General features: G+C 39.3%; 36 protein-coding genes. All 36 read right to left on the bottom strand.

The window, feature by feature from the left end; genetic code table 11:
- Positions 1–7: 7 nt before the first annotated feature.
- Positions 8–805: an energy-coupling factor transporter transmembrane component T family protein gene (locus DKZ56_RS03195; RefSeq protein ID WP_208651289.1), complete on the bottom strand. Its 798-nt coding sequence runs from the start codon at positions 803–805 to the stop codon at positions 8–10.
- Complete coding sequence (locus tag DKZ56_RS03190) at positions 802–1,671, bottom strand: energy-coupling factor ABC transporter ATP-binding protein (protein WP_208651288.1); 870 nt, start codon at positions 1,669–1,671, stop codon at positions 802–804. The genes DKZ56_RS03195 and DKZ56_RS03190 overlap by 4 nt, the downstream gene beginning before the upstream one ends.
- On the bottom strand, positions 1,647–2,492 hold the full coding sequence (locus DKZ56_RS03185) for an energy-coupling factor ABC transporter ATP-binding protein (RefSeq protein ID WP_208651287.1): 846 nt from the start codon (positions 2,490–2,492) through the stop codon (positions 1,647–1,649). Before DKZ56_RS03185 ends, DKZ56_RS03190 begins: the two co-directional genes overlap by 25 nt.
- Before the next feature lie 348 nt (positions 2,493–2,840).
- Positions 2,841–3,221 (bottom strand): 50S ribosomal protein L17, encoded by a 381-nt coding sequence (gene rplQ / locus DKZ56_RS03180; RefSeq protein WP_208651286.1) that lies wholly within the window; start codon positions 3,219–3,221, stop codon positions 2,841–2,843.
- 41 nt (positions 3,222–3,262) lie between these two features.
- Entirely contained in the window at positions 3,263–4,207 is a 945-nt protein-coding gene (locus DKZ56_RS03175) for a DNA-directed RNA polymerase subunit alpha (RefSeq protein ID WP_208651285.1), read from the bottom strand.
- Positions 4,208–4,335: 128 nt separating this feature from the next.
- Positions 4,336–4,725 carry a 30S ribosomal protein S11 gene (rpsK, locus tag DKZ56_RS03170; protein WP_016839392.1) on the bottom strand — a complete coding sequence of 130 codons (390 nt, stop codon included), beginning with the start codon at positions 4,723–4,725 and terminating at the stop codon, positions 4,336–4,338.
- A gap of 22 nt (positions 4,726–4,747) precedes the next feature.
- Positions 4,748–5,113 (bottom strand): 30S ribosomal protein S13, encoded by a 366-nt coding sequence (gene rpsM, locus DKZ56_RS03165; RefSeq protein WP_208651284.1) that lies wholly within the window; start codon positions 5,111–5,113, stop codon positions 4,748–4,750.
- 22 nt (positions 5,114–5,135) lie between these two features.
- Positions 5,136–5,249, bottom strand: a complete 114-nt coding sequence (gene rpmJ, locus DKZ56_RS03160; protein WP_152154137.1) for a 50S ribosomal protein L36 — start codon at positions 5,247–5,249, stop codon at positions 5,136–5,138.
- Between the two features lie 36 nt (positions 5,250–5,285).
- A complete protein-coding gene (gene infA / locus DKZ56_RS03155; protein WP_208651283.1) occupies positions 5,286–5,504 on the bottom strand; it encodes a translation initiation factor IF-1 in 219 nt (72 codons plus the stop codon).
- Positions 5,505–5,895: 391 nt separating this feature from the next.
- The gene (locus DKZ56_RS03150; protein WP_208651282.1) at positions 5,896–6,552 is read right to left on the bottom strand and encodes an adenylate kinase; all 657 of its coding nucleotides are present in this window, start codon (positions 6,550–6,552) and stop codon (positions 5,896–5,898) included.
- Positions 6,553–6,611: 59 nt separating this feature from the next.
- Positions 6,612–7,907 carry a preprotein translocase subunit SecY gene (gene secY / locus DKZ56_RS03145; RefSeq protein ID WP_208651281.1) on the bottom strand — a complete coding sequence of 432 codons (1,296 nt, stop codon included), beginning with the start codon at positions 7,905–7,907 and terminating at the stop codon, positions 6,612–6,614.
- Positions 7,907–8,347 carry a 50S ribosomal protein L15 gene (gene rplO / locus DKZ56_RS03140; protein ID WP_208651280.1) on the bottom strand — a complete coding sequence of 147 codons (441 nt, stop codon included), beginning with the start codon at positions 8,345–8,347 and terminating at the stop codon, positions 7,907–7,909. Before rplO ends, secY begins: the two co-directional genes overlap by 1 nt.
- Positions 8,348–8,383: 36 nt before the next feature.
- The gene (gene rpmD / locus DKZ56_RS03135; RefSeq protein ID WP_208651279.1) at positions 8,384–8,566 is read right to left on the bottom strand and encodes a 50S ribosomal protein L30; all 183 of its coding nucleotides are present in this window, start codon (positions 8,564–8,566) and stop codon (positions 8,384–8,386) included.
- Positions 8,567–8,578: 12 nt separating this feature from the next.
- Entirely contained in the window at positions 8,579–9,079 is a 501-nt protein-coding gene (gene rpsE / locus DKZ56_RS03130) for a 30S ribosomal protein S5 (protein WP_208651278.1), read from the bottom strand.
- A 21-nt stretch (positions 9,080–9,100) separates the two neighbouring features.
- Positions 9,101–9,460 (bottom strand): 50S ribosomal protein L18, encoded by a 360-nt coding sequence (rplR, locus tag DKZ56_RS03125; RefSeq protein ID WP_208651277.1) that lies wholly within the window; start codon positions 9,458–9,460, stop codon positions 9,101–9,103.
- A gap of 32 nt (positions 9,461–9,492) precedes the next feature.
- Entirely contained in the window at positions 9,493–10,032 is a 540-nt protein-coding gene (gene rplF, locus DKZ56_RS03120; protein ID WP_208651276.1) for a 50S ribosomal protein L6, read from the bottom strand.
- Between the two features lie 30 nt (positions 10,033–10,062).
- Entirely contained in the window at positions 10,063–10,461 is a 399-nt protein-coding gene (gene rpsH / locus DKZ56_RS03115) for a 30S ribosomal protein S8 (protein ID WP_208651275.1), read from the bottom strand.
- 31 nt (positions 10,462–10,492) lie between these two features.
- Complete coding sequence (locus DKZ56_RS03110; RefSeq protein WP_208651274.1) at positions 10,493–10,678, bottom strand: type Z 30S ribosomal protein S14; 186 nt, start codon at positions 10,676–10,678, stop codon at positions 10,493–10,495.
- Positions 10,679–10,696: 18 nt separating this feature from the next.
- Entirely contained in the window at positions 10,697–11,236 is a 540-nt protein-coding gene (gene rplE, locus DKZ56_RS03105; RefSeq protein WP_208651273.1) for a 50S ribosomal protein L5, read from the bottom strand.
- 27 nt (positions 11,237–11,263) lie between these two features.
- A complete protein-coding gene (gene rplX / locus DKZ56_RS03100) occupies positions 11,264–11,572 on the bottom strand; it encodes a 50S ribosomal protein L24 (protein WP_208651272.1) in 309 nt (102 codons plus the stop codon).
- 37 nt (positions 11,573–11,609) lie between these two features.
- Positions 11,610–11,978 (bottom strand): 50S ribosomal protein L14, encoded by a 369-nt coding sequence (gene rplN / locus DKZ56_RS03095; protein ID WP_208651271.1) that lies wholly within the window; start codon positions 11,976–11,978, stop codon positions 11,610–11,612.
- Between the two features lie 43 nt (positions 11,979–12,021).
- Positions 12,022–12,285, bottom strand: coding sequence for a 30S ribosomal protein S17 (rpsQ, locus tag DKZ56_RS03090; RefSeq protein WP_141601974.1), 264 nt, complete (start codon positions 12,283–12,285; stop codon positions 12,022–12,024).
- A gap of 17 nt (positions 12,286–12,302) precedes the next feature.
- Positions 12,303–12,503, bottom strand: coding sequence for a 50S ribosomal protein L29 (gene rpmC, locus DKZ56_RS03085; protein ID WP_208651270.1), 201 nt, complete (start codon positions 12,501–12,503; stop codon positions 12,303–12,305).
- Positions 12,493–12,927, bottom strand: a complete 435-nt coding sequence (gene rplP / locus DKZ56_RS03080) for a 50S ribosomal protein L16 (RefSeq protein WP_208651269.1) — start codon at positions 12,925–12,927, stop codon at positions 12,493–12,495. The genes rpmC and rplP overlap by 11 nt, the downstream gene beginning before the upstream one ends.
- A gap of 2 nt (positions 12,928–12,929) precedes the next feature.
- The gene (gene rpsC / locus DKZ56_RS03075) at positions 12,930–13,586 is read right to left on the bottom strand and encodes a 30S ribosomal protein S3 (RefSeq protein ID WP_208651268.1); all 657 of its coding nucleotides are present in this window, start codon (positions 13,584–13,586) and stop codon (positions 12,930–12,932) included.
- 2 nt (positions 13,587–13,588) lie between these two features.
- The gene (gene rplV, locus DKZ56_RS03070; RefSeq protein ID WP_208651267.1) at positions 13,589–13,936 is read right to left on the bottom strand and encodes a 50S ribosomal protein L22; all 348 of its coding nucleotides are present in this window, start codon (positions 13,934–13,936) and stop codon (positions 13,589–13,591) included.
- Between the two features lie 22 nt (positions 13,937–13,958).
- Positions 13,959–14,237, bottom strand: coding sequence for a 30S ribosomal protein S19 (gene rpsS / locus DKZ56_RS03065; protein ID WP_141601979.1), 279 nt, complete (start codon positions 14,235–14,237; stop codon positions 13,959–13,961).
- 60 nt (positions 14,238–14,297) lie between these two features.
- Positions 14,298–15,128 carry a 50S ribosomal protein L2 gene (gene rplB / locus DKZ56_RS03060; RefSeq protein WP_208651266.1) on the bottom strand — a complete coding sequence of 277 codons (831 nt, stop codon included), beginning with the start codon at positions 15,126–15,128 and terminating at the stop codon, positions 14,298–14,300.
- A gap of 45 nt (positions 15,129–15,173) precedes the next feature.
- Positions 15,174–15,452 carry a 50S ribosomal protein L23 gene (gene rplW, locus DKZ56_RS03055; RefSeq protein ID WP_208651265.1) on the bottom strand — a complete coding sequence of 93 codons (279 nt, stop codon included), beginning with the start codon at positions 15,450–15,452 and terminating at the stop codon, positions 15,174–15,176.
- Entirely contained in the window at positions 15,452–16,075 is a 624-nt protein-coding gene (gene rplD / locus DKZ56_RS03050) for a 50S ribosomal protein L4 (RefSeq protein WP_208651264.1), read from the bottom strand. Before rplD ends, rplW begins: the two co-directional genes overlap by 1 nt.
- A 26-nt stretch (positions 16,076–16,101) precedes the next feature.
- Positions 16,102–16,734, bottom strand: a complete 633-nt coding sequence (gene rplC, locus DKZ56_RS03045; RefSeq protein WP_208651263.1) for a 50S ribosomal protein L3 — start codon at positions 16,732–16,734, stop codon at positions 16,102–16,104.
- 43 nt (positions 16,735–16,777) lie between these two features.
- Complete coding sequence (gene rpsJ / locus DKZ56_RS03040) at positions 16,778–17,086, bottom strand: 30S ribosomal protein S10 (protein ID WP_016839367.1); 309 nt, start codon at positions 17,084–17,086, stop codon at positions 16,778–16,780.
- Positions 17,087–17,525: 439 nt separating this feature from the next.
- Positions 17,526–19,487 carry an FtsX-like permease family protein gene (locus tag DKZ56_RS03035; RefSeq protein ID WP_208651262.1) on the bottom strand — a complete coding sequence of 654 codons (1,962 nt, stop codon included), beginning with the start codon at positions 19,485–19,487 and terminating at the stop codon, positions 17,526–17,528.
- Positions 19,474–20,238, bottom strand: coding sequence for an ABC transporter ATP-binding protein (locus tag DKZ56_RS03030; protein ID WP_208652145.1), 765 nt, complete (start codon positions 20,236–20,238; stop codon positions 19,474–19,476). The genes DKZ56_RS03035 and DKZ56_RS03030 overlap by 14 nt, the downstream gene beginning before the upstream one ends.
- A 104-nt stretch (positions 20,239–20,342) precedes the next feature.
- Positions 20,343–21,335 (bottom strand): sensor histidine kinase, encoded by a 993-nt coding sequence (locus tag DKZ56_RS03025; protein ID WP_208651261.1) that lies wholly within the window; start codon positions 21,333–21,335, stop codon positions 20,343–20,345.
- Positions 21,332–22,009: a response regulator transcription factor gene (locus tag DKZ56_RS03020; protein ID WP_208651260.1), complete on the bottom strand. Its 678-nt coding sequence runs from the start codon at positions 22,007–22,009 to the stop codon at positions 21,332–21,334. The genes DKZ56_RS03025 and DKZ56_RS03020 overlap by 4 nt, the downstream gene beginning before the upstream one ends.
- Positions 22,010–22,059 lie beyond the last annotated feature (50 nt).

Here is a 22,059-nt window from a genome sequence, read left to right as displayed (position 1 = left end):
CCCTTTTCTAACTGCGGAAGTATACTAAAAGGGCCGTTATGAAAACTAGCGCAAAGATGCAAATCGTATCTTTCGCATCCCATTTTAGTTTGCGGTACCGAGTTCTACCTTCTCCCCCACGATAGCCTCGAACTTCCATTGCTGTTGCCAAATCTTCAGCTCGTTTAAAGGCACTAACAAACAGCGGAACCAACAGCGGAACAACCGCTTTAATCCGATCTTTTATAGGCCCTGAACCTAGGTCGGAGCCTCTTGCCATTTGCGCCTTCATAATTTTATCCGTTTCATCCATCAACGTTGGAATAAAACGGAGAGCGATGGACATCATCAATGCCAACTCATGAATTGGCAATTTTAATTTTTTTAACGGATTCAATAAGACTTCTAGTCCATCTGTAATAGAAATTGGCGAAGTTGTTAATGTTAAGATTGTTGTGATAAAGATCAGAACAACGAACCGGATGGAAATGAAAAATCCTTGCCGCAATCCGCCTTCATATACTTTTAAAAAGCCAAGTTCAAATAGGACATTTCCTTCCCTCGTGAAGAGAATATGGATAAGAAACGTAAATATGATCAACAGAATTACCGGCTTTAATCCGTTCACTAAGAAATATAAGCGGATTTTGGAAATTAAAATGACAAACAAAGTAAACGCTAATAATAAACCATAGGTAATTGCATTATTTGCCAAGAAAACAATAATGACAAAAACAAAGGTAAAGATCAGTTTGGAACGTGGATCTAACTGATGGACGAAGGAATTTCCAGGGATAAAACGTCCAAAAATCATTTTCTCCATCATGATTGATCACGCTCCTTCATTACCCGGGCAATTTCATCTGCCAACTCTTCTTCCGTTAAGCAGACTTTAGAGAGGGATTGTCCAATTAAATTTTCAATCTTCTGCTGGAATTTGACGATGCGCGGCACTTCCAACCGATATTTTTTTAGAAACTCGTTGTCTGCAAAAATCTCCCGAGGCGTTCCTGTCCGCACACAGTGCCCTTCATGCATAATGGAAATTTGGTCTGCGTATTTTGCCGCATCTTCCATGCTGTGGGTAACAAGAATCGTTGTTAATCCTCTTTCTTTATGCAAACGATAGAATAAATCCATGATTTCTTTTTGGCCTCTTGGATCGAGCCCTGCCGTTGGTTCATCCAATACGATGACTTCTGGATTCATTGCTAATACGCCAGCAATGGCTACTCTTCTCATTTGCCCGCCAGATAAGTCAAAGGGAGACTTCTCAAGCACTTCTTCCGGCAAACCGACCAACTTTATGCATTCCCGAGCCCTCTTTTCTGCTTCCTCTTCAGAAATGCCAAAATTCATGGGGCCAAACATAATGTCTTTTAACACGGTTTCTTCGAACAGTTGATGCTCTGGAAATTGAAACACAATGCCGACCTTTTGGCGAATTGGTTTTAACTCCTTTGCCTTTTTTCCTGCTTCAATTTTCCGTTCTCCTAGCTGCACGACACCTTTCGTTGGCTTAAGCAAACCGTTAAAGTGCTGCAGGATCGTGGATTTACCGGATCCGGTATGTCCAATGATGGCATGATATGTTTTTGATGGGATGTTCAAATTCACGTCAAATAATGCATACTTTTCAAAAGGTGTACCTACTGAATAGGCAAAGCTTACTTGTTGAAGTTTGATGTCCATAGATCATTCACCAACTCTTCTTCTGTTAAATTTTTACCTGTGAGTGGTACACCCTTTGCTTGAAGCAATGTCGTCATTCTCATGGCAAAAGGCAATTCTAGGCCAAATTCAATGATCTTGTCCCCTAATGAGAAAATTTCTTCTGGTGTACCTTCTGCGTATTTCTTCCCTTGGTTCATAAAAATAATGCGGTCTGCAAGAAGAGCTTCTTCAACATCGTGTGTAATCGATAAGACGGTTAATCCAATTTGTTTGCGTAAATCCAAAACCGTATGTAAAACCTCTTCTCGTCCTTGAGGATCAAGCATGGAAGTAGCTTCATCTAAAATCAATAATTTCGGTTGCATTGCAAGGGCGCCGGCAATGGCTACCCGCTGCTTTTGACCGCCGGATAAATGGTGAGGCTCATGATTTAAAAACTCATACATTTTAACTTTTTTCAGTGAAGAGGAAACCCTTTCCACCATTTCTTCATAGGGAATCCCGTTATTTTCTAATGCGAAGGCTACGTCATCTTGCACGGTAGCCCCTACAAATTGGTTATCCGGATTTTGAAACACCATTCCGATTTTTGAGCGAATCTCCCAAAGGTTTTCTTCTGTTAATACATTGCGCAAGACACGAATTTCTCCTTCTTGCGGGAAAAGGAGACCGCAAATCATTTTTACCATTGTGGATTTGCCTGAACCATTATGGCCAACAATGGCAATCCATTCTCCTTCATTCACTGTAAATGAGACGTTTTCAACGGCTTTGCGGGCATCCGGTTTATCTGGTGTATAAGAAAAAGATACATTATTAAACGATAATATTTCGGTCACTTCTTCGCTCCCCTCCCCTAGGCTCTACTAATCCAAGAAAACCCACTATATATAAAAATAAAATACGTTTAATTTTTTCAAAAAGTTAAAACGTATTTTATTTTTATAAATAGTTTGACATGAATAAAAAAGCGCGCACCTCATTCAGGAGAAATGCGCTAACATTTAATAAACGATTAAACGGTCTCTTTCGTTCCGCCATCGGATGAATGAGGTGCGGAGAGCTAGACGATACGAATTAATATTCGATCATCGTAACGCTCAAGTGCTTTGTAATTGTCGTATAAATCATTCATTTGTAAAAAAAGGGGCGATCAAGCCGGAAAAGGCCCGGGCACCCCCTTCAAATTAAACTAACTCGATGATTACAACAGGTGCTCCATCGCCACGACGAGGACCTACTTTTAAGATGCGTGTGTAGCCACCTTGGCGATCAGCATAACGTGGTGCGATATCATCAAATAATTTTTGAAGCGCAAATTTTGTTGTTTCATTGCCATCTTCATCAGTTGTAGTTACTACTTCACGACGGATGAATGCTGCTGCTTGACGGCGAGCATGTAAATCTCCACGTTTACCTAATGTAATCATTTTTTCAACAACTGAACGTAATTCCTTTGCACGAGCTTCAGTTGTCTCAATGCGTTCATTGATGATTAAATCAGTTGCTAAATCACGTAATAATGCTTTACGTTGAGAACTAGTACGGCCAAGTTTTCTGTAACCCATGAATGTTCCCTCCTTTATTCGAACATAATAAATAGCGATTCTTAGTCGTCTTTGCGCAAAGACAAACCAAGTTCTGCAAGTTTAGCTTTTACTTCTTCCAAAGACTTACGACCGAGGTTGCGAACTTTCATCATATCGTCTTCCGTCTTATTCGTAAGTTCTAATACGGTATTGATACCTGCACGTTTTAAACAGTTATAGGAACGAACAGAAAGATCCAATTCTTCAATTGTCATTTCTAATACTTTTTCTTTTTGGTCCTCTTCTTTTTCTACCATGATTTCCGCTGCTTGTGCTTCATCTGTTAGACCAACAAAAATATTTAGATGTTCCGTTAATATTTTCGCTCCGAGTGAAATCGCCTCTTTTGGACCGATGCTTCCATCTGTCCAGACATCAAGGGATAATTTGTCGTAGTCAGAGTTTTGTCCTACACGAGTATTTTCCACTTGATAATTAACGCGTGAAACTGGAGTGTAAATAGAGTCGATCGGGATCACACCGATAGGAAGATCCTCACGTTTGTTTTGATCAGCAGGAGTATAACCACGGCCTCTTCTTGCATACATGCGCATACGCAAATGACCGTTGCTTGCGACTGTTGCAATGTATAAATCTGGATTTAAAATTTCAACGTCACTATCGTGAGTGATATCAGCAGCTGTTACAGTTGCTTCACCTTTCACATCAATCTCAAGAACTTTTTCTTCATCGGAGTAAATTTTCAAAGCAAGTTTCTTTAGATTTAAAATAATTGAAGCAACGTCCTCTACTACCCCTTCAATAGTTGAGAATTCATGTAATACCCCATCGATTTGTACAGATGTAATCGCTGCACCAGGTAATGAGGATAGAAGGATGCGCCGTAAAGAATTTCCCAAAGTAGTACCATATCCACGTTCGAGCGGTTCGACAACAAACTTACCGTATGTGGAATCTTCGCTGATCTCAACAGTTTCAATCCTTGGTTTTTCAATTTCGATCATTCAATTTACCCTCCTTCAAAACATCGACTGTATAGGTCATACCATCATAATAGTCAAAAAAACTTGACTTTATAAATTTGTACAATTCTTCTTGCACAAGAATGATGTACTCCAAAGAGTTGCACCCATTACACACGACGACGTTTTGGCGGACGGCAACCGTTATGTGGAACTGGTGTAACATCTTTAATCGCTGTTACTTCAAGTCCTGCAGCTTGAAGTGCACGAATAGCTGCTTCACGACCTGCACCTGGACCTTTAACAGTTACTTCTAACGTTTTTAAACCATGTTCAAGAGAAGCTTTTGCAGCAGCTTCGGCAGCCATTTGAGCAGCGTATGGAGTGGATTTACGAGAACCTTTGAATCCAAGAGCACCTGCGCTTGACCAAGAAACTGCATTCCCTTGCATATCAGTAATCGTTACGATTGTATTGTTAAATGTAGAACGAATGTGCGCAATACCTGATTCGATATTTTTTTTCACGCGACGTTTACGTGATTGTTGTTTACGAGCCATTTCGGTAAACCCCCTTTACCTATTATTTTTTCTTGTTCGCTACAGTTTTACGAGGACCTTTACGAGTACGTGCATTGTTTTTCGTATTTTGTCCGCGAACTGGTAAACCACGACGGTGACGGATACCACGGTAGCAACCAATTTCCATTAAGCGTTTAATGTTAAGTGATACTTCTCGGCGTAAGTCACCTTCGATTTTATATTTATCTAATTCTGTACGAATTCTGTCTAATTCGTCTTCTGTAAGATCACGTACACGAGTATCTTCAGAAACACCAGCTGCAGCTAATACTTTCTTAGCAGTTGCTTTACCAACACCATAAATATAAGTTAATGAAATCACTACGCGTTTATCGCGAGGAATATCAACACCAGCAATACGTGCCATTAATTTCGCACCTCCTTAAAAATTAACCTTGTTTTTGTTTATGTTTTGGGTTTTCGCAGATTACCATTACTTTACCGCGTCTGCGAATAATTTTACATTTTTCGCAAATCGGTTTTACTGATGGTCTCACTTTCATTCAACTCAACCTCCTTAAGTCTTCGGAGTGCAAAGATTATTTAAAACGGTATGTGATACGACCGCGAGTCAAATCATAAGGTGATAACTCAATCGTCACTTTATCTCCAGGCAAAATTCGAATGAAATGCATACGAATCTTCCCAGAAACGTGTGCAAGCACAGTGTGCCCATTTTCTAATTGTACCTTAAACATCGCATTTGGCAAAGTCTCAACAACTGTTCCTTCGACTTCAATTACATCGTCTTTCGCCATCAACCCTGTCTCCCTTCTTTATCTGCTAAATCGTTCCCATTCGAGAACCTCGCAACAGTTTTACAGGTTAGAAGCAACTCCATTAACAAACGTTGGATTGTATGAGAGATGTTCGAAAGACGCTCGCTGGTTTCGCTTCACACAATCCAGGGAATGAATAAATCCGGTATAAAATTGTTCTATATATAAGATTTCCGGAAACATATGAAAATTCATACCCGATCACTTGATGCTTCCACGAAACCCATAACACTCTTCACAAAAGAACTTCTTTGTAAGTACAAACTTTCGCAAGCAGTGTATACCGGGCACTTTATACAACTCTCAAATTTCTGTTGTTTCCGATAACCCCTCGCGAAAAGTATTATGACTTTCGAAAGAATGACGGGTATCAGCTGCGGCTGCCCTGTAATAATAGAGCGTCGATATCAGCAAATACTTTTTCAATATCTTGCTGACCATTAATATTTGTTAGTAAACCTTTTTTCTCATAAAAATCAAGTAAAGGTTGTGCTTGTTTCATATTTACTTCCAGGCGATTAGCAACCGTTTCAGGATTGTCGTCTGCACGTGTGTATAATTCTCCGCCGTCCTTATCACATTTGCCTTCTTCTTTAGGAGGGTTGAAAATTACGTGATAAGAAGCTCCACAAGTTTTACAAATGCGACGACCGCTCAAACGTTTCACGAGCTCATCTTTTTCCACTTGGATATTAATGACGTGATCAATTTTCTTGCCAAGTTCTTCTAAGAGGTTTTCTAACGCTTCTGCTTGAGGAACAGTACGTGGGAATCCATCAAGCAAAAAACCTTTGTCACAGTCTTTTTGAGCTAATCTTTCGCGAACAATGCCAATAGTTACTTCATCCGGAACTAGCGCACCTTGATCCATATATGATTTCGCTTTAAGGCCAAGTTCAGTGCCTTGGCTGATGGCAGCGCGGAACATATCACCTGTAGAAATATGAGGGATTTCGTATTTGTTAACGATTTTCTCTGCTTGCGTACCTTTCCCGGCACCAGGCAAGCCCATCAAAACAATATTCATACGGACATTTCCCTCCCAAGGTGCTGGCTTAGGAAACAAAAATGTTTCCTAACCAACAATTATTTCATAAAACCTTTATAATGACGTTTTACCAACTGTGCTTCTAATTGTTTCATCGTTTCTAATGCGACGCCAACAATGATGATGACGCTTGTTCCACCAATTTTAGCGGAAGCAGGTAAATTCATAAAGTTGATAAACAAAATAGGCAATATCGCTACTACCGATAAAAAGAGTGCACCGACAAATGTTAAGCGGTAGAGCACTTTTGTTAAGTAGTTTTGAGTATCGTTTCCTGGTCGAATTCCAGGAATATATGCACCTTGTTTTTTCAAGTTATCGGCAATACGTTCAGGGTTCACTTGAACAAATGCATAGAAATAAGTGAACGCTATGATTAAAGCAATATAAAGAATCATCCCAACAGGTTTCGTATAGTCAAACATGTTGGCAATGAATGTTGTTACTTTATTTTGACCGAAAAACGCTGCTAAAGTCTGAGGTGTAACAAGAAATGCTACTGCGAAGATGACAGGAATCACTCCGGCAGCATTTACTTTCAACGGCAAGTGCGTTTGTTGTGCCCCAACATGCCCTACTCGACCAGAAACGCGTTTAGCATATTGGATTGGAATTTTACGTAATGCTTGTTGTACGTAAATAACTCCAACAACAATGGCCAAGATAATTAAAGCAAGAAGCAATAAAATCACAATACGGATGAAAAGTTGATCCCCTGCACCTTCAATTTGTTGGGCATAAATTTGGTTGATTGTTGTAGGTATTGCAGCAACGATCCCAGCAAAGATAATGATAGAAATACCATTACCAATGCCATGAGCCGTAATCTGCTCACCAAGCCAAAGCAAAAATGCTGTACCGGCTGTAAGTACAATCGCAATCGTCAAATATGAAAGTATACTTGTATCTGTAACTAGTGTACCTCCATATAATTTGTTAAAACCAAATGACATTGCAAAGGCTTGGATGAATGCTAACACAACAGTAAAGTAGCGAGTAAACTGCGCCAACTTTCTGCGACCTACTTCACCTTGACGTCCCCATTCTGCAAACTTAGGCACGACATCCATCTGTAATAATTGAACAATGATGGAAGCAGTGATATAAGGCATAATCCCTAAAGCAAAAATGGAGAAATTGGATAAAGCACCGCCGCCAAACACGTTCAGAAAACCAACAAGGTTAAATTCATCCGTTACTTTTAATACATCTGCATCCACGTTTGGTACAGGGATAAAAGTTCCTATACGAAAAACGATTAGCATGAGTAAAGTGAAGAATATTTTATTGCGAATATCGCGGACTCGCATAAAGTTTGCGAAAGTACGAAACATTAAATCACCTCAGTTGTTCCGCCAGCGCTCTCAATCGCTTCTTTTGCAGAAGCAGAGAACTTGTGAGCTTTTACATTAAGCTTTTTAGTAAGAGTTCCATTTCCAAGGATTTTGATACCAGCTTTTTCTTTGCTCACAACACCAGTTTCGATTAACAATGCAGGTGTAATTTCTGCACCGTCTTCGAAACGATTTAATGCATCAAGGTTCACGATTGCATATTCTTTACGGTTTACATTAGTAAAACCACGTTTTGGTAAGCGGCGGAACAATGGGTTTTGACCACCTTCAAAACCAGGGCGAACACCGCCTCCTGAACGAGCGTTTTGACCTTTATGACCGCGTCCAGCAGTTTTACCGTTACCAGAACCGATACCACGACCAACGCGGTTGCGTTTTTTGCGTGAACCTTCCGCTGGTTTTAGCTCATGAAGTTTCATCTTAGATGGCACCTCCTTATTTATTAGTTTAAATCATTAGATTTCTTTAACTGTTACTAAGTGAGATACTTTATTAATCATGCCGCGAATGGCAGGATTATCTGAATGTTCTACAGTAGCATTTACTTTTTTTAATCCTAAAGCTTCTACCACTTTGCGCTGTTTTTCGCTAGCGCCGATTACAGATTTCGTAAGGGTGATTTGTAATTTGTTTGCCATGATTATCCCCCCTTATCCTAGTAGCTCTTCTACTGATTTACCACGAAGCTTAGCTACTTCTTCAGCACGTTTTAATTGTTTTAAACCATCAACAGTAGCGCGAACCATGTTGATTGGTGTGTTAGAACCTAGAGATTTTGATAGGATATCCGTAATTCCTGCTAAATCAAGTACCGCACGTACTGGACCACCAGCGATTACTCCAGTACCTTCTGAAGCAGGTTTCATTAAGATTTTACCAGCACCAAAGTGACCAATTACCTCATGTGGAATAGTTCCACCTACACGTGGTACTTCGATCAAGTTTTTCTTCGCGTCTTCTACAGCTTTACGAATCGCATCAGGTACTTCTTGAGCTTTACCAGTACCGAATCCAACATGACCGTTTTTGTCACCTACTACTACTAGCGCTGAGAAGCGGAAGCGACGTCCACCTTTTACAACTTTCGCAACGCGGTTTACCGCAACAACGCGTTCTTCAAGTTCTAATTTGTTTGCGTCAATACGACTCATGAAGTATGTCCCTCCTTCTTATTAGAATTGTAAACCGTTTTCGCGTGCAGCTTCTGCTAATGCTTTCACACGTCCATGATATAAATAACCACCACGGTCAAATACAACGGAAGTAATATTTTTTTCTAATGCACGTTTTGCAATTAATTCGCCAACTTTTGCTGCAGCTTCTTTATTGCTGCCAGGACCTTCAAAATCTTTTTCTAATGTTGACGCACTTACAAGTGTATGTCCTGCAACATCGTCAATGATTTGTGCGTAAATGTGTTTATTGGAACGATATACGTTCAAACGTGGACGTTCAGGTGTACCGTGAACTTTCGTACGCACGCGTGCATGACGTTTTTTACGAACTTTATTTTTATCTAGTTTCGTAATCATAGTGGTCACTCCTTTCTAACGCTTATCTAGCATTACTTACCTGTTTTACCTTCTTTACGACGTACATATTCACCTTCGTAGCGAATACCTTTACCTTTGTATGGTTCAGGTGGACGTACAGCACGAATATCCGCTGCAAACGCACCTACGCGTTCTTTGTCAATTCCTTTTACCACGATTTTTGTGTTGGAAGGAACTTCGATTTCGATCCCATTTTCAGGTGTAAATTCTACTGGATGTGAGTAACCAACGTTTAGTACAAGTTTTTTACCTTGTAATTGAGCACGGTACCCAACCCCAATCAATTCTAAAGAACGAGAGAATCCTTCAGATACACCTTTTACCATGTTTGCTAGCAACGCACGAGTTGTACCGTGAATTGTACGGTGTTCTTTTGAATCAGAAGGGCGAACAACTGTAATTATATTTCCTTCTTGTTCAATTTTCATATCTTTGTTGAATTGACGAGTTAATTCGCCTTTCGGTCCCTTTACAGTTACAGTATTGTCATCGCTAACAGTTACTGTAACGCCAGCAGGAACTTCAATCGGTTTTTTTCCTACACGAGACATTTCATTGCACCTCCATTCGCATATTACTTATTACCAAATGTAAGCTATTACTTCTCCGCCTACTTTTTTAGCGCGTGCTTCTTTATCAGTTAACACACCTTGAGAAGTTGAAAGTATAGCGATTCCTAATCCGTTTAATACTTTAGGAATTTCGTCAGTTTTTGCATAAACGCGTAGACCTGGTTTAGAAATGCGTTTTAATCCAGTGATTACACGTTCGTTATTTTTTCCATATTTCAAGAAAATACGGATAATACCTTGCTTGTTGTCATCGATATATTCCACATCACGAATGAAGCCTTCTCGCTTAAGAATTTCAGCGATTTCTTTTTTAATTTTGGAAGCCGGTACTTCTAGCTTCTCGTGACGAACCATATTCGCATTACGGATGCGAGTTAGCATATCTGCAATTGGATCTGTCATTGTCATATTCTTTTACCTCCTTCCCATTTTTTGGGCATTACCAGCTAGCTTTTTTCACACCAGGAATTTGTCCTTTATATGCAAGTTCACGGAAACAAATACGGCAAAGTTTGAATTTGCGATATACAGAGTGTGGACGTCCACAGCGTTCACAACGTGTATATGCTTGCACTTTGAATTTAGGTTTGCGTTTTTGTTTAACGATCATTGATTTTTTTGCCACGATTTCGCCCTCCTTTTATTATTTTTGGAACGGCATACCGAATTGTGTCAATAACTCGCGAGCTTCCTCATCAGAATTCGCTGTCGTTACGATCACGATATCCATACCGCGTACTTTTGAAATTTTATCGTAATCGATTTCTGGGAAAATCAATTGTTCTTTAACACCCAATGTGTAGTTACCGCGACCATCGAATGCTTTTTTAGAAACACCGCGGAAGTCACGTACACGTGGAAGTGCGATAGATACTAATTTATCAAGGAAATCATACATACGGTCACCACGTAATGTAACTTTGGCACCGATTGGCATACCTGCACGCAAACGGAATCCAGCGATTGATTTTTTCGCTCTAGTGATAACAGGTTTTTGACCAGTGATGATCGCTAATTCTTCAACAGCTGCATCTAATGCTTTAGAGTTTTGTACTGCGTCACCAACACCCATGTTGACAACGATTTTTTCAACTTTAGGAACTTGCATGATTGATTTATATCCAAACTTATTCATTAAAGCAGGAACTACTTCGTTTTTATATTTTTCTTTTAGGCGGCTCATGTTTTGTACCTCCTTTCAAAATTTCTATTAGTCAATTACTGCACCTGATTTTTTTGCAACACGAACTTTTTTGCCATTTTCGATTTTATAACCTACACGAGTCGGCTCGCCGGTTTTTGGATCGATTAGCATTACGTTCGAAACGTGGATTGGTGCTTCTTGGCTTACAATACCACCTTGTGGGTTTAATTGATTAGGCTTCAGATGTTTTTTCACAATATTTACGCCTTCAACAATTACACGATTTTTTTTAGGAAAAGCAGCAAGTACAATGCCTTCTTTGCCTTTGTCTTTTCCAGTAATAACTTTTACTTTGTCGCCCTTTTTAACATGCATTATGTGTCGCACCTCCTTAATTGGTACTATCAAATGATTAAAGAACTTCTGGAGCTAGAGAAATGATTTTCATGAAGTTTTTATCACGCAACTCACGTGCAACTGGTCCGAAAATACGTGTACCACGTGGTGATTTATCGTCTCTGATGATAACACATGCATTTTCGTCAAATTTGATATACGTACCATCTTTTCGACGAACACCAGATTTAGTGCGTACTACAACGGCTTTTACAACATCACCTTTCTTAACAACGCCTCCTGGTGTTGCTTTCTTAACTGTGCAAACGATAATATCACCGATATTCGCAGTTTTACGTCCAGAACCGCCAAGCACTTTAATTGTTAACACTTCACGTGCACCAGAGTTGTCAGCAACTTTTAAACGAGTTTCTTGTTGGATCATTTAGGTTACCTCCCTTCGGAACTTCCGTTTTTCCGAATATCTATTAAATAACAACCGCTTTTTCTACAATTTCAACAAGACGGAAATGTTTTGTAGCTGATAGTGGGCGTGTTTCCATAATGCGTACGATATCGCCAACTTTAGCTTCATTATGCTCGTCATGAGCTTTGAATTTTTTTGAATATTTTACACGTTTGCCGTATAATTTGTGTTTTTTGTAAGTTTCAACAAGAACGACAATCGTTTTGTCCATTTTATCTGAAACTACACGGCCAGTGTAAACTTTGCGTTGTTTACGCTCAGACATATACCGGACCTCCTTTATCAGTTATCTCCACTGATTTCTCTTTCGCGAATCACAGTTTTCATGCGCGCAATCGTTTTACGAACTTCACGAATGCGAGCTGTATTTTCTAATTGACCAGTCGCTAATTGGAAGCGAAGGTTGAAAAGCTCTTCTTTTAGTGATTTAATTTTCATTTCGATTTCAGAAGTGGCAAGTTCACGGATATCTTTAGCTTTCATTAGAATCACCACCAGTTTCTTGACGTTTCACAATTTTACATTTTACAGGAAGTTTATGTGATGCTAAACGAAGAGCTTCGCGTGCAACTTCTTCAGATACACCAGCAACTTCAAACATAACTTTTCCTGGTTTTACTACAGCTACCCAACCTTCAGGTGAACCTTTACCGGAACCCATCCGTACCTCAAGAGGTTTTTTCGTATAAGGTTTGTGTGGGAAGATTTTAATCCAAACTTTACCGCCACGTTTCATGTAACGAGTCATCGCAATACGGGCAGCTTCGATTTGACGGTTTGTCACCCAACTAGCTGTTGTAGCTTGAAGGCCCCATTCACCAAATTGTACTTCGCGACCGCCTTTTGCTTGGCCACGCATTTTACCGCGATGTTCGCGACGATATTTCACGCGTTTTGGCATTAACATAATTATTTTCCTCCTTCCGCAGAGTTTTTCTTCGTAGGAAGGACCTCACCACGATAAATCCATACTTTTACGCCTAGTTTTCCGTATGTTGTATCTGCTTCTGCATGAGCGTAGTCGATGTCAGCACGAAGCGTATGAAGTGGTACAGTTCCTTCGCTATAATGTTCTGCACGAGCGATATCAGCTCCGCCTAAACGACCAGACACTTGAGTTTTAATTCCTTTTGCTCCTGCACGCATTGTGCGTTGGATTGCTTGTTTTTGAGCACGACGGAATGAAACGCGGTTTTCAAGTTGACGCGCAATGTTTTCAGCAACTAATTTTGCATCAAGATCCGGTTTTTTGATTTCAACAATATTAATGTGTACACGTTTGCCAGTTAAATCGCTTAGGTATTTACGTAAGTTTTCTACTTCCGTACCACCTTTACCGATAACCATTCCTGGTTTTGCAGTGTGGATTGTAATGTTCACACGATTAGCAGCGCGTTCGATTTCTACTTTAGAAACTGCTGCGTCTTTTAATGTCGTTTCGATGTATTTACGGATTTTGAGATCTTCATGAAGCAAATCGGCATAGTCTTTTTCAGCGTACCATCTTGACTCCCAGTCGCGAATGATGCCGATTCGCAATCCGTTTGGATGTACTTTTTGACCCAAAATTAACCCTCCTTCTTCTCAGATACCACTACAGTGATGTGGCTTGTGCGTTTGTTAATTCCGCTTGCACGACCTTGTGCGCGTGGACGATAACGTTTTAATGTTGGTCCTTCATCAACGTAAATTTCAGAAATATATAAGTTATTTGGATCTAAATTGTAATTGTGCTCAGCATTTGCAACTGCGGATTTTAATACTTTCTCAACGACAGGAGACGCCGCTTTTGGAGTGTGACGTAAAATCGCAACTGCTTCTCCTACTTGCTTACCTCTAATTAAATCTACAACTAAACGCACTTTACGAGGTGCAATTCGGACTGTGCGAGCAACAGCTTTAGCTTTTGTTGTCATCAGGATTTACCTCCTCTCAAAATTAGCGTCTTGTTTTTTTGTCATCATTACCGTGGCCTTTATAAGTTCGAGTTGGTACGAACTCGCCTAATTTGTGGCCTACCATATCTTCCGTAATATAAACTGGCACATGTTTGCGTCCATCATAAACCGCAATTGTTAGTCCAACGAAGTTAGGGAAGATTGTAGAACGGCGAGACCAAGTTTTGATTACTTGTTTTTTCTCTTGACCTTGTTGTGCTTCTACTTTTTTCATTAAATGCTCATCACAAAATGGTCCTTTTTTCAAGCTGCGACCCATTTAGTAACCTCCCTCCGTGATTTCACCACGGCTCTACGCACGAACCGTAGTTTTATCACATTATTTTTTACGTCCGCGAATAATAAACTTATCAGAACGATTGCGTTTTTTACGTGTTTTATAACCAAGAGCTGGTTTGCCCCAAGGTGTCATTGGTGATTTGCGTCCGATTGGTGCTTTACCTTCACCACCACCATGTGGGTGATCATTAGGGTTCATTACAGAACCGCGAACTGTAGGACGTTTACCTAACCAGCGTGAACGACCTGCTTTACCGATGTTTACTAGTTCGTGAGATTCGTTACCAACTTGACCGATTGTTGCGCGGCAAGTCGCTAAGATTAAACGAACTTCACCAGATTGAAGGCGTACAATTACATATTTACCTTCGCGTCCTAATACTTGTGCAGATGCACCAGCAGAACGAACTAGTTGTCCACCTTTACCAGGTTTTAATTCGATGTTGTGAATTGTAGTACCCATTGGGATGTTTGCTAATGGTAAAGCGTTACCTACTTTAATATCAGCATCTGGACCAGAAATAATTTCTTGACCTACTTTTAATCCTTTTGGTGCAATGATATAACGTTTTTCACCATCAGCATAGTTAATTAATGCGATGTTTGCTGAACGGTTTGGATCGTATTCGATTGTAGCAACGCGGCCTGGAATGCCATCTTTATCACGTTTGAAATCAATGATACGATATTGGCGTTTATGTCCACCACCGTGATGACGAACAGTAATTTTCCCCTGGTTGTTTCGACCAGCTTTGCGTTTTAATGGCGCTAATAATGATTTTTCCGGCTTATCAGTTGTGATTTCCGCAAAGTCAAATGACGTCATATTACGACGACCATTTGAGGTTGGTTTATACTTTTTAATCGCCATGTTGTTTCCCTCCTTCTTTACATCTCAAATCAATTCGATTCACAATTAGAAAATTTCGATTTCTTTACTATCTGGTGTTAAAGTTACAATTGCTTTACGGCGTCTGTTTGTTAAACCTTGGAATTTTCCAACGCGTTTTACTTTACCTTTGTAGTTCATGATGTTAACTTTTGCTACTTTTACGCCGAAGATTTCTTCAACTGCATCTTTAACTTGCGTTTTATTCGCACGAAGATCAACTTCGAAAGTGTATTTTTTCTCAGCCATTAGTTCAGAAGAACGCTCAGTAATGACAGGACGTTTGATTACATCACGTGCATCCATTATCCAAGCACCTCCTCAACTTTTTCTACTGCAGCTTTCGTGAATACAACTTTGTCATGACCTAATAAGTCAAGCACGTTGATTCCGTTAGCTGTGATCACAGTTACGCCTGGGATGTTACGTGCGGATAATGCCACGTTTTCATCTAAATCAGCTGTAACGAATAAAGCTTTTGAATCGATTTTTAAATTATTTAAAATCGCTTTGAATTCTTTTGTTTTTGGAGCGTCTAATTTTAACGCATCTAAAACTAATAAGTTTTGCTCGTTCACTTTAGCGGATAAAGCAGATTTAAGCGCTAAACGGCGAACTTTTTTCGGTAATTTATAGCTGTAGCTTCTTGGTTGTGGACCGAATACTGTACCACCACCACGCCATTGAGGAGCACGGATTGAACCTTGACGAGCACGTCCAGTTCCTTTTTGGCGCCATGGTTTTCTACCACCACCAGAAACTTCAGAGCGGTTTTTTACTTTGTGTGTACCTTGACGTAGAGAAGCGCGTTGAGCGATTACTGCGTCGAATAAAACTGCTTCGTTTGGTTCGATGCCGAAAATTTCATCTTTTAATTCGATTTCTCCAACTGAAGCACCTGTTTGACTAAGTACAGTTACCTTTGTCATTCCTGTTTCCTCCTTTCTCCAGTGAATTATTTAGATTTTTTCACAGCAGATTTTACTGTTACTAAAGATTTGCGAGAACCAGGAACATTCCCTTTGATTAATAGTAAGTTGCGTTCTGGAATTACTTTTACGATTTGTAAGTTTTGAATTGTTACTTTATTTCCGCCAGTTTGACCAGGTAAGTTTTTAGATTTGAATACTCTGTTTGGAGCAATAGGACCCATTGAACCAGGACGACGGTGATAACGAGAACCGTGAGCCATAGGTCCGCGAGATTGTCCGTGGCGTTTGATTACACCTTGGAAACCTTTACCTTTTGATGTACCTGTTACATCTACCCAATCGCCTTCTGCGAAAATATCTACTTTGACTTCTTGACCAACTTCATACTCATCTAAGTTTACTCCACGAATTTCACGAATGAAGCGCTTAGGAGCAGTATTTGCTTTTGCTACGTGTCCTTTTTCAGGTTTGTTTGCAAGCTTTTCACGCTTATCTTCAAAACCTAATTGGATTGCTTCGTAGCCATCGTTTTCAACAGTTTTCTTTTGAAGCACTACGTTTGGTGTCGCTTCAATCACTGTTACCGGTATTAAATCGCCGTTCTCAGCAAAAACTTGCGTCATACCGATTTTTCTACCTAAGATTCCTTTGGTCATTTGTCACACCTCCTGTGATTATTAAAAGTTTTTATGATTACAATTAAAGTTTGATTTCGATGTCAACGCCAGATGGTAAATCAAGCTTCATTAACGCATCCACTGTTTGTGGTGTTGGGTTAATGATGTCGATTAAACGTTTGTGTGTACGCATTTCAAATTGTTCACGAGAATCTTTGTATTTGTGAACAGCTCGAAGGATTGTGTACACTGTTTTTTCAGTTGGTAACGGAATCGGACCTGATACGCTAGCACCTGAACGTTTAGCAGTTTCAACGATTTTTTCAGCGGATTGATCTAACACGCGGTGATCATACGCTTTTAAACGAATACGAATCTTTTGTTTTGCCATTATTTTCCCTCCTTTTCGCCTAATTACTAGACATTCTCCACGGAAATTTCCCACACACTCGCCATGGCAAAGCGGCCGGGTGTGTCGGCAACCTCCCGCTTCATCGCAGTCAAAGACCAACATTCAACATTATATACCAATACCCTAGATGTTAGCAAGTATTTTCTTTCATTTAAATGAATTCTTGCTCTGCCTTGTACTTCTTAAGCTGTCTTATAGTATATAAAAGGTATTGATATAAATCAACTCCAATAAAATTCTGAAAATTTTCTTGCCTACATTAAGAATTTATCTACCCTTTCATACACTTAAACATGGTTTCTATTTAAATATGAAACAATTTTTACCCACAAGGCCAAATTTCATTATATAAATCTACAAAAAAGCGGCCAGACATTGCGCCGGCCTCTTTGAAAAAAGGCAATTGAACAGCTTTTTCTTATAGCGCTTCTTTTACTACCTTTTTATAGTACATTCCAGATAGTATTCCAAATACCGTGTACATCGCTACGTAAATGGCAATGATGATGATCATTGGTGTTGCCATTTCAGACCCGAATAGCCACCAACCAGATTTCACTGCAAAATAACTATGTAAGATACCAATCACGAGCGGCATGCCAAAGTTAAATAATTGTTTGACGTAAATTCCGCGCATGATTTCTCCGTTGGAAAACCCGATTTTCCGCAAAATCGTATAGGACTCTCTTTCATCTTCCGCTTCGCCCATTTGTTTAAAGTAAAGAATGCTTCCTGTTGTCAACAAAAAGGCCAGTCCCAAAAATCCTGTCACAAAAATAGTCATTCCGTTAAGCGCTATATTCTCATCGTAATATTCTTTGTAAGTTTTTTGATAATCATATTCAATGGCTTTTCGTTCCCTCAAGGTTTTAAATAATGTTTCGGCCCTTTCACGGTCTTTTTCGTTTACTAAATTAATACCGATTTGACTTGTAATTTCCGGTTTTTGAACCTTTTGTATTTCATCGAATAATTCATCTGTCACTATCAATACCGGCGAACCGGCGCTTGCCAACACCGATAAGAAAAACTCATCTTCCCTTACTTCTTTGATAAATAAAGAGTAATTCTTTTCACTTGTGTTTACTTGAATTTTCTTTTTACTTTCAAGCGGCAGTAATTCAGACAATACATTTGCATAGCTTGTAATAATGGTTTCCCCTTCTTCCAATTGAGCGTTTGGATTTATTTTTTTATAGTCCGATAAAGAAACCACTGATGAAACTGCCTCTTGATTGATATTTATATATCCAGCATTCTTTTCATCCAAATTAAATAAATCAGCCATTTTCACATTTACCGCAGAAATTTGAAAAGTAGTTTTTTCATATTCGATTCCTTCCGCTACGAGCTGATCGAAAAATTCAATTCCTTTATTATCTAATAAAATGTAATCAAATGGAGACAACTGTCTCGCATCGGATTCTGATGAATAATAGGAAATATAAGACAGCGTCATAATCCCGACGGCTAGCCCCGTCAACACCGTTATTAATGTAAGGGAACTGGCATTTCCCTTCATGCGGTGCATAATCGTTGTGACACCTAAAACGTCCGTTATTTTTAAATACCCCTTTTTGCTTTTCCGGATTAAGTTCATAATAAGCGCCACAGAATACCGGAAAAATAAATAGGAGCCAATAATTGTGGAACCTAAAATCAGCAGCATATTAATCAAGAGATTGTTTGTTGTGGCGCCTCCCACGCTGAACAATCTTGTGGAATCGTAATACCCATAAGCAATCAATCCAATTCCGATGATTCCCATGACCATATGGAAAATGCTGAACTTTTTAATCCGTTCATCGGCTTTTTTGGCCGCATTAAACAATGACAATAATGATGCTTTTCGAATCATGATGAAAATTTGAAGCATAACCACCACTAATAGAAGGGCAAAAATAATGAGCGATTTAGAAAAGGCCGTCATGGAAAACGATAAACTGACAATCGCATCATTTTTTATTAACTTCATTAAGATCATGGCAAAAAAACGCGAAGTTAAAAATCCCAGCACCATCCCGATTCCAACAGCCAATGTGAACAACACGACATTTTCTATCAATAATAACCGAAAAATCAAACCCTTGGTCATCCCGATTAATTGATATAAGCCAATTTCTTTACTGCGGCGTTTCATAAATAATTGGTTCGCATAAAGGATAAAAAAGATTAGTATAAAATATAAAACATACGTAATCGATTCAAAAGCTGCCGTTGCGCTGCCGCTTGCCGCCAATGCTTTGACAACAGAAGGATTGTATTGGATCGTGACGAATGAAAAGCAAAGAGTCACACTAAAGATTAATGCAAAGAAGTATAAGTAATAGTGCTTGATATTCTTCTTCATGCTTTTAAAAACTAAATTAGTCAACGTCATATCCATCACCGCCAAGCACTCTTTGGGTATTTAAAATATCCTGGAAAAACGCCTGTCTCATTTTATCCCCTTTATAAAGCTCCGTATAGATTTGACCATCTTTTAAAAACAATACACGGCTGCAGAAGCTTGCTGCCACTGCATCGTGGGTCACCATCATAATCGTTGCGCCTCGTTCTTTATTAATATTTTCTAAATTTGCAAGAAGTGCAGTGGCCGATTTGGAATCAAGGGCACCAGTCGGCTCATCGGCAAATACGATGGAAGGTTCTGTAATTAAAGCCCTTGCCGCTGATGTTCTTTGTTTTTGCCCTCCGGATATTTCATTTGGATATTTATTTAAAATGTCTTTGATTCCTAAATATTCAACGAGCATTGTTAAACGCTTCTCCGCCTCATTTTTTGATACTTTGCCAACAGATAACGGCAGCAAAATATTTTCTTTCACCGTTAACGTATCAAGCAAATTATAATCTTGAAAGATGAACCCTAAATGTTCCCGGCGAAATTTTGCTAAATCCCGTTCCTTCATTTTGTATAGCTGTTTCCCGTTGATTTCTACAATTCCTTCTGTTGCAAAATCAATGGAACATAGCACGTTTAATAATGTCGTTTTTCCTGAACCGGAAGAACCCATGATGCCGACAAATTCACCTTCATTTACTTCCAAGTCAATTCCTTTTAATACCTCATGTTTTAATGTACGTTTGCCATAGGTTTTTCTAATTTTTCTTGCCACTAAAACAGCCAATTTCGTCAACCCCTTGTATGGTTTTGTTACTATCATTGTACACATTCAGCTTCTTTCAATCGTTCGAATCCCGTGACAAAAAAAAATGGTACATGACAATTTTGTCACATACCATAAGATTGAATATATTCATTTTCCAACGGGAATTGGATTGTAAAGGTTGTGCCGACACCTACTTGCGAGTCTACCCTCAGCGTAAGCCCCAGTTTTTCAGCCGCTTCCTTCGCTAAGTATAAACCCATCCCGGTTGCTGCCGTTGTTTCTCTCCCTATAGTTCCCGTATAGGACCGTTGGAAAATGCGCGGCAAGTCTTCGGCACGGATGCCAATACCAAAATCTTTTATATGCAATAATAAATGACCCTTTTCATCATAGGTTGTATAGATATGAATTTCGCTGTTTTCATGGCTGTACTTCACCGCATTGGAGAAGATTTGGCGGATGATGAACCCAAGCCATTTAGCATCGGTTGCCACGGTTTCTTGCAAATTCTTCGTTTCCACACCAATTCCCTTTTCAATACACCATGAACGGAAATCCTTGATTTGTTGATGAACGATAGTTTCTAAGTAAACCTTTTCCAAGCGGTTATCTTTTTCAATGGTTGAAAGCCTTGTTTCATGAATTTTTTGATCAAGCAACAAAAACATGCGGAACCATTCTTTTTCAATCTTTTCCCTTAATGTATAAGGTTCTACTTGTTCTACAATTAATTTCATGGCGGTCATCGGTGATTTCATTTCATGCACCCATGCAAGCATCGCATCTTGCTGCTCAAGCATTTCCAGTTTTATTTGATGAAGTCTATTATCTAGTTCTTTATATTGTTTTTGAAAATGTTCCATATACTTTCGCTGAAAGGGAGAAAGCAGTTCTTCATTAATCGGTAGTTCATAAATGACTTTCAGTTGTTTTGTTTCTTTCAAATAACGCCAGATTATAAAAAGAATAAAGAACAAAAAATCCATCAAGTTCACATATAGAATTGATACATTGGACAATCCGTTATCGATGAAAAACAATACATTGAGCCATATTTGAAAAAGCAGGAAAAATATAATCCACGCTCTTCTTTCTTTTAAAAATAGTCCTATCATTTTGTCACCGCCATATAGCCAAGTCCTTTTTTCGTGACAATGGCATCCCGCAAACCGATTTCTTCAAGCCGTTGACGCAAGCGATTGACATTGACCGTTAATGTATTATCATTGACAAATCGCTCGTCATCCCAAAGTTTCCTCATCAGTTCATCGCGGGAAACAATTTTGTCCACGGAATCCAGCAATGTTTTTAAAATAAACAATTCATTTTTCGTTAATTCCACCGATTTTTCTTCATATTGGATAGTCCCTTTATCATAATCAATGACGGCCCCGTTCCATCTCACTATATTTTGCACCTTTTCCCCATAGTCATAGGTTCTCCTTAAAAGAGCCTGCACTTTCGCAAGCAGCACTTCCATATGGAAAGGTTTCTGCACAAAGTCGTCTGCTCCCATCTGCATCGCCATCACCATATCCATTGGGTGGTCTCTTGATGATAAGAATAGAATCGGCACTTTGGAAACGGCCCGAATTTCCCTGCACCAATGAAACCCATCAAAGGCTGGGAGCTGAATATCAATAATCACAAGATGAGGCTCTTCCTTCAAAAAGTCATCCATCACCTTTTTAAAATCCGTCGGGCCCACCACTTCCATCGACCATTGGCTAAACCGTTCTTTGATTAAATGAAAAATAGATGGATCATCTTCTATTAAAAAAATTTTCATTTTTTCAACCTCTCACGAAAGTTTATTTATATTTATATATTGTAATTTAT

The sequence above is a fragment of the Ureibacillus thermophilus genome (assembly GCF_004331915.1).
GTDB classification, from domain to species: domain Bacteria; phylum Bacillota; class Bacilli; order Bacillales_A; family Planococcaceae; genus Ureibacillus; species Ureibacillus thermophilus.
The sequence above is the reverse complement of the archived record's forward strand: the minus strand, read 5'-3'. Positions and strand labels throughout refer to the sequence as shown.

Coding starts and splice junctions, on each gene's coding strand:
- rpsS (WP_141601979.1), bottom strand. CDS start 14,237: ATGGGTCGCAGCTTGAAAAAAGGACCATTTTGTGATGAGCATTTAATG.
- rpsJ (WP_016839367.1), bottom strand. CDS start 17,086: ATGGCAAAACAAAAGATTCGTATTCGTTTAAAAGCGTATGATCACCGC.
- DKZ56_RS03025 (WP_208651261.1), bottom strand. CDS start 21,335: ATGATAGGACTATTTTTAAAAGAAAGAAGAGCGTGGATTATATTTTTC.
- rpmD (WP_208651279.1), bottom strand. CDS start 8,566: ATGGCAAACAAATTACAAATCACCCTTACGAAATCTGTAATCGGCGCT.
- rplX (WP_208651272.1), bottom strand. CDS start 11,572: ATGCATGTTAAAAAGGGCGACAAAGTAAAAGTTATTACTGGAAAAGAC.
- rplV (WP_208651267.1), bottom strand. CDS start 13,936: ATGACAACAAAAGCTAAAGCTGTTGCTCGCACAGTCCGAATTGCACCT.
- DKZ56_RS03190 (WP_208651288.1), bottom strand. CDS start 1,671: ATGGACATCAAACTTCAACAAGTAAGCTTTGCCTATTCAGTAGGTACA.
- rpsE (WP_208651278.1), bottom strand. CDS start 9,079: ATGAGTCGTATTGACGCAAACAAATTAGAACTTGAAGAACGCGTTGTT.
- rpmJ (WP_152154137.1), bottom strand. CDS start 5,249: ATGAAAGTGAGACCATCAGTAAAACCGATTTGCGAAAAATGTAAAATT.
- DKZ56_RS03150 (WP_208651282.1), bottom strand. CDS start 6,552: ATGAATATTGTTTTGATGGGCTTGCCTGGTGCCGGGAAAGGTACGCAA.
- rplR (WP_208651277.1), bottom strand. CDS start 9,460: ATGATTACGAAACTAGATAAAAATAAAGTTCGTAAAAAACGTCATGCA.
- rplP (WP_208651269.1), bottom strand. CDS start 12,927: ATGTTAATGCCAAAACGCGTGAAATATCGTCGCGAACATCGCGGTAAA.
- rpsH (WP_208651275.1), bottom strand. CDS start 10,461: ATGACAATGACAGATCCAATTGCAGATATGCTAACTCGCATCCGTAAT.
- rplC (WP_208651263.1), bottom strand. CDS start 16,734: ATGACCAAAGGAATCTTAGGTAGAAAAATCGGTATGACGCAAGTTTTT.
- rplN (WP_208651271.1), bottom strand. CDS start 11,978: ATGATCCAACAAGAAACTCGTTTAAAAGTTGCTGACAACTCTGGTGCA.
- rpsQ (WP_141601974.1), bottom strand. CDS start 12,285: ATGTCTGAGCGTAAACAACGCAAAGTTTACACTGGCCGTGTAGTTTCA.
- DKZ56_RS03175 (WP_208651285.1), bottom strand. CDS start 4,207: ATGATCGAAATTGAAAAACCAAGGATTGAAACTGTTGAGATCAGCGAA.
- rpsK (WP_016839392.1), bottom strand. CDS start 4,725: ATGGCTCGTAAACAACAATCACGTAAACGTCGCGTGAAAAAAAATATC.
- rplQ (WP_208651286.1), bottom strand. CDS start 3,221: ATGGGTTACAGAAAACTTGGCCGTACTAGTTCTCAACGTAAAGCATTA.
- secY (WP_208651281.1), bottom strand. CDS start 7,907: ATGTTTCGTACTTTCGCAAACTTTATGCGAGTCCGCGATATTCGCAAT.
- rpsM (WP_208651284.1), bottom strand. CDS start 5,113: ATGGCACGTATTGCTGGTGTTGATATTCCTCGCGATAAACGCGTAGTG.
- DKZ56_RS03195 (WP_208651289.1), bottom strand. CDS start 805: ATGATGGAGAAAATGATTTTTGGACGTTTTATCCCTGGAAATTCCTTC.
- DKZ56_RS03035 (WP_208651262.1), bottom strand. CDS start 19,487: ATGACGTTGACTAATTTAGTTTTTAAAAGCATGAAGAAGAATATCAAG.
- rpmC (WP_208651270.1), bottom strand. CDS start 12,503: ATGAAAGCTAAAGATATCCGTGAACTTGCCACTTCTGAAATCGAAATG.
- DKZ56_RS03020 (WP_208651260.1), bottom strand. CDS start 22,009: ATGAAAATTTTTTTAATAGAAGATGATCCATCTATTTTTCATTTAATC.
- rplF (WP_208651276.1), bottom strand. CDS start 10,032: ATGTCTCGTGTAGGAAAAAAACCGATTGAAGTTCCTGCTGGCGTTACA.
- rplW (WP_208651265.1), bottom strand. CDS start 15,452: ATGGATGCACGTGATGTAATCAAACGTCCTGTCATTACTGAGCGTTCT.
- rplD (WP_208651264.1), bottom strand. CDS start 16,075: ATGACAAAGGTAACTGTACTTAGTCAAACAGGTGCTTCAGTTGGAGAA.
- rplO (WP_208651280.1), bottom strand. CDS start 8,347: ATGAAACTTCATGAGCTAAAACCAGCGGAAGGTTCACGCAAAAAACGC.
- rplE (WP_208651273.1), bottom strand. CDS start 11,236: ATGAGCCGCCTAAAAGAAAAATATAAAAACGAAGTAGTTCCTGCTTTA.
- infA (WP_208651283.1), bottom strand. CDS start 5,504: ATGGCGAAAGACGATGTAATTGAAGTCGAAGGAACAGTTGTTGAGACT.
- rplB (WP_208651266.1), bottom strand. CDS start 15,128: ATGGCGATTAAAAAGTATAAACCAACCTCAAATGGTCGTCGTAATATG.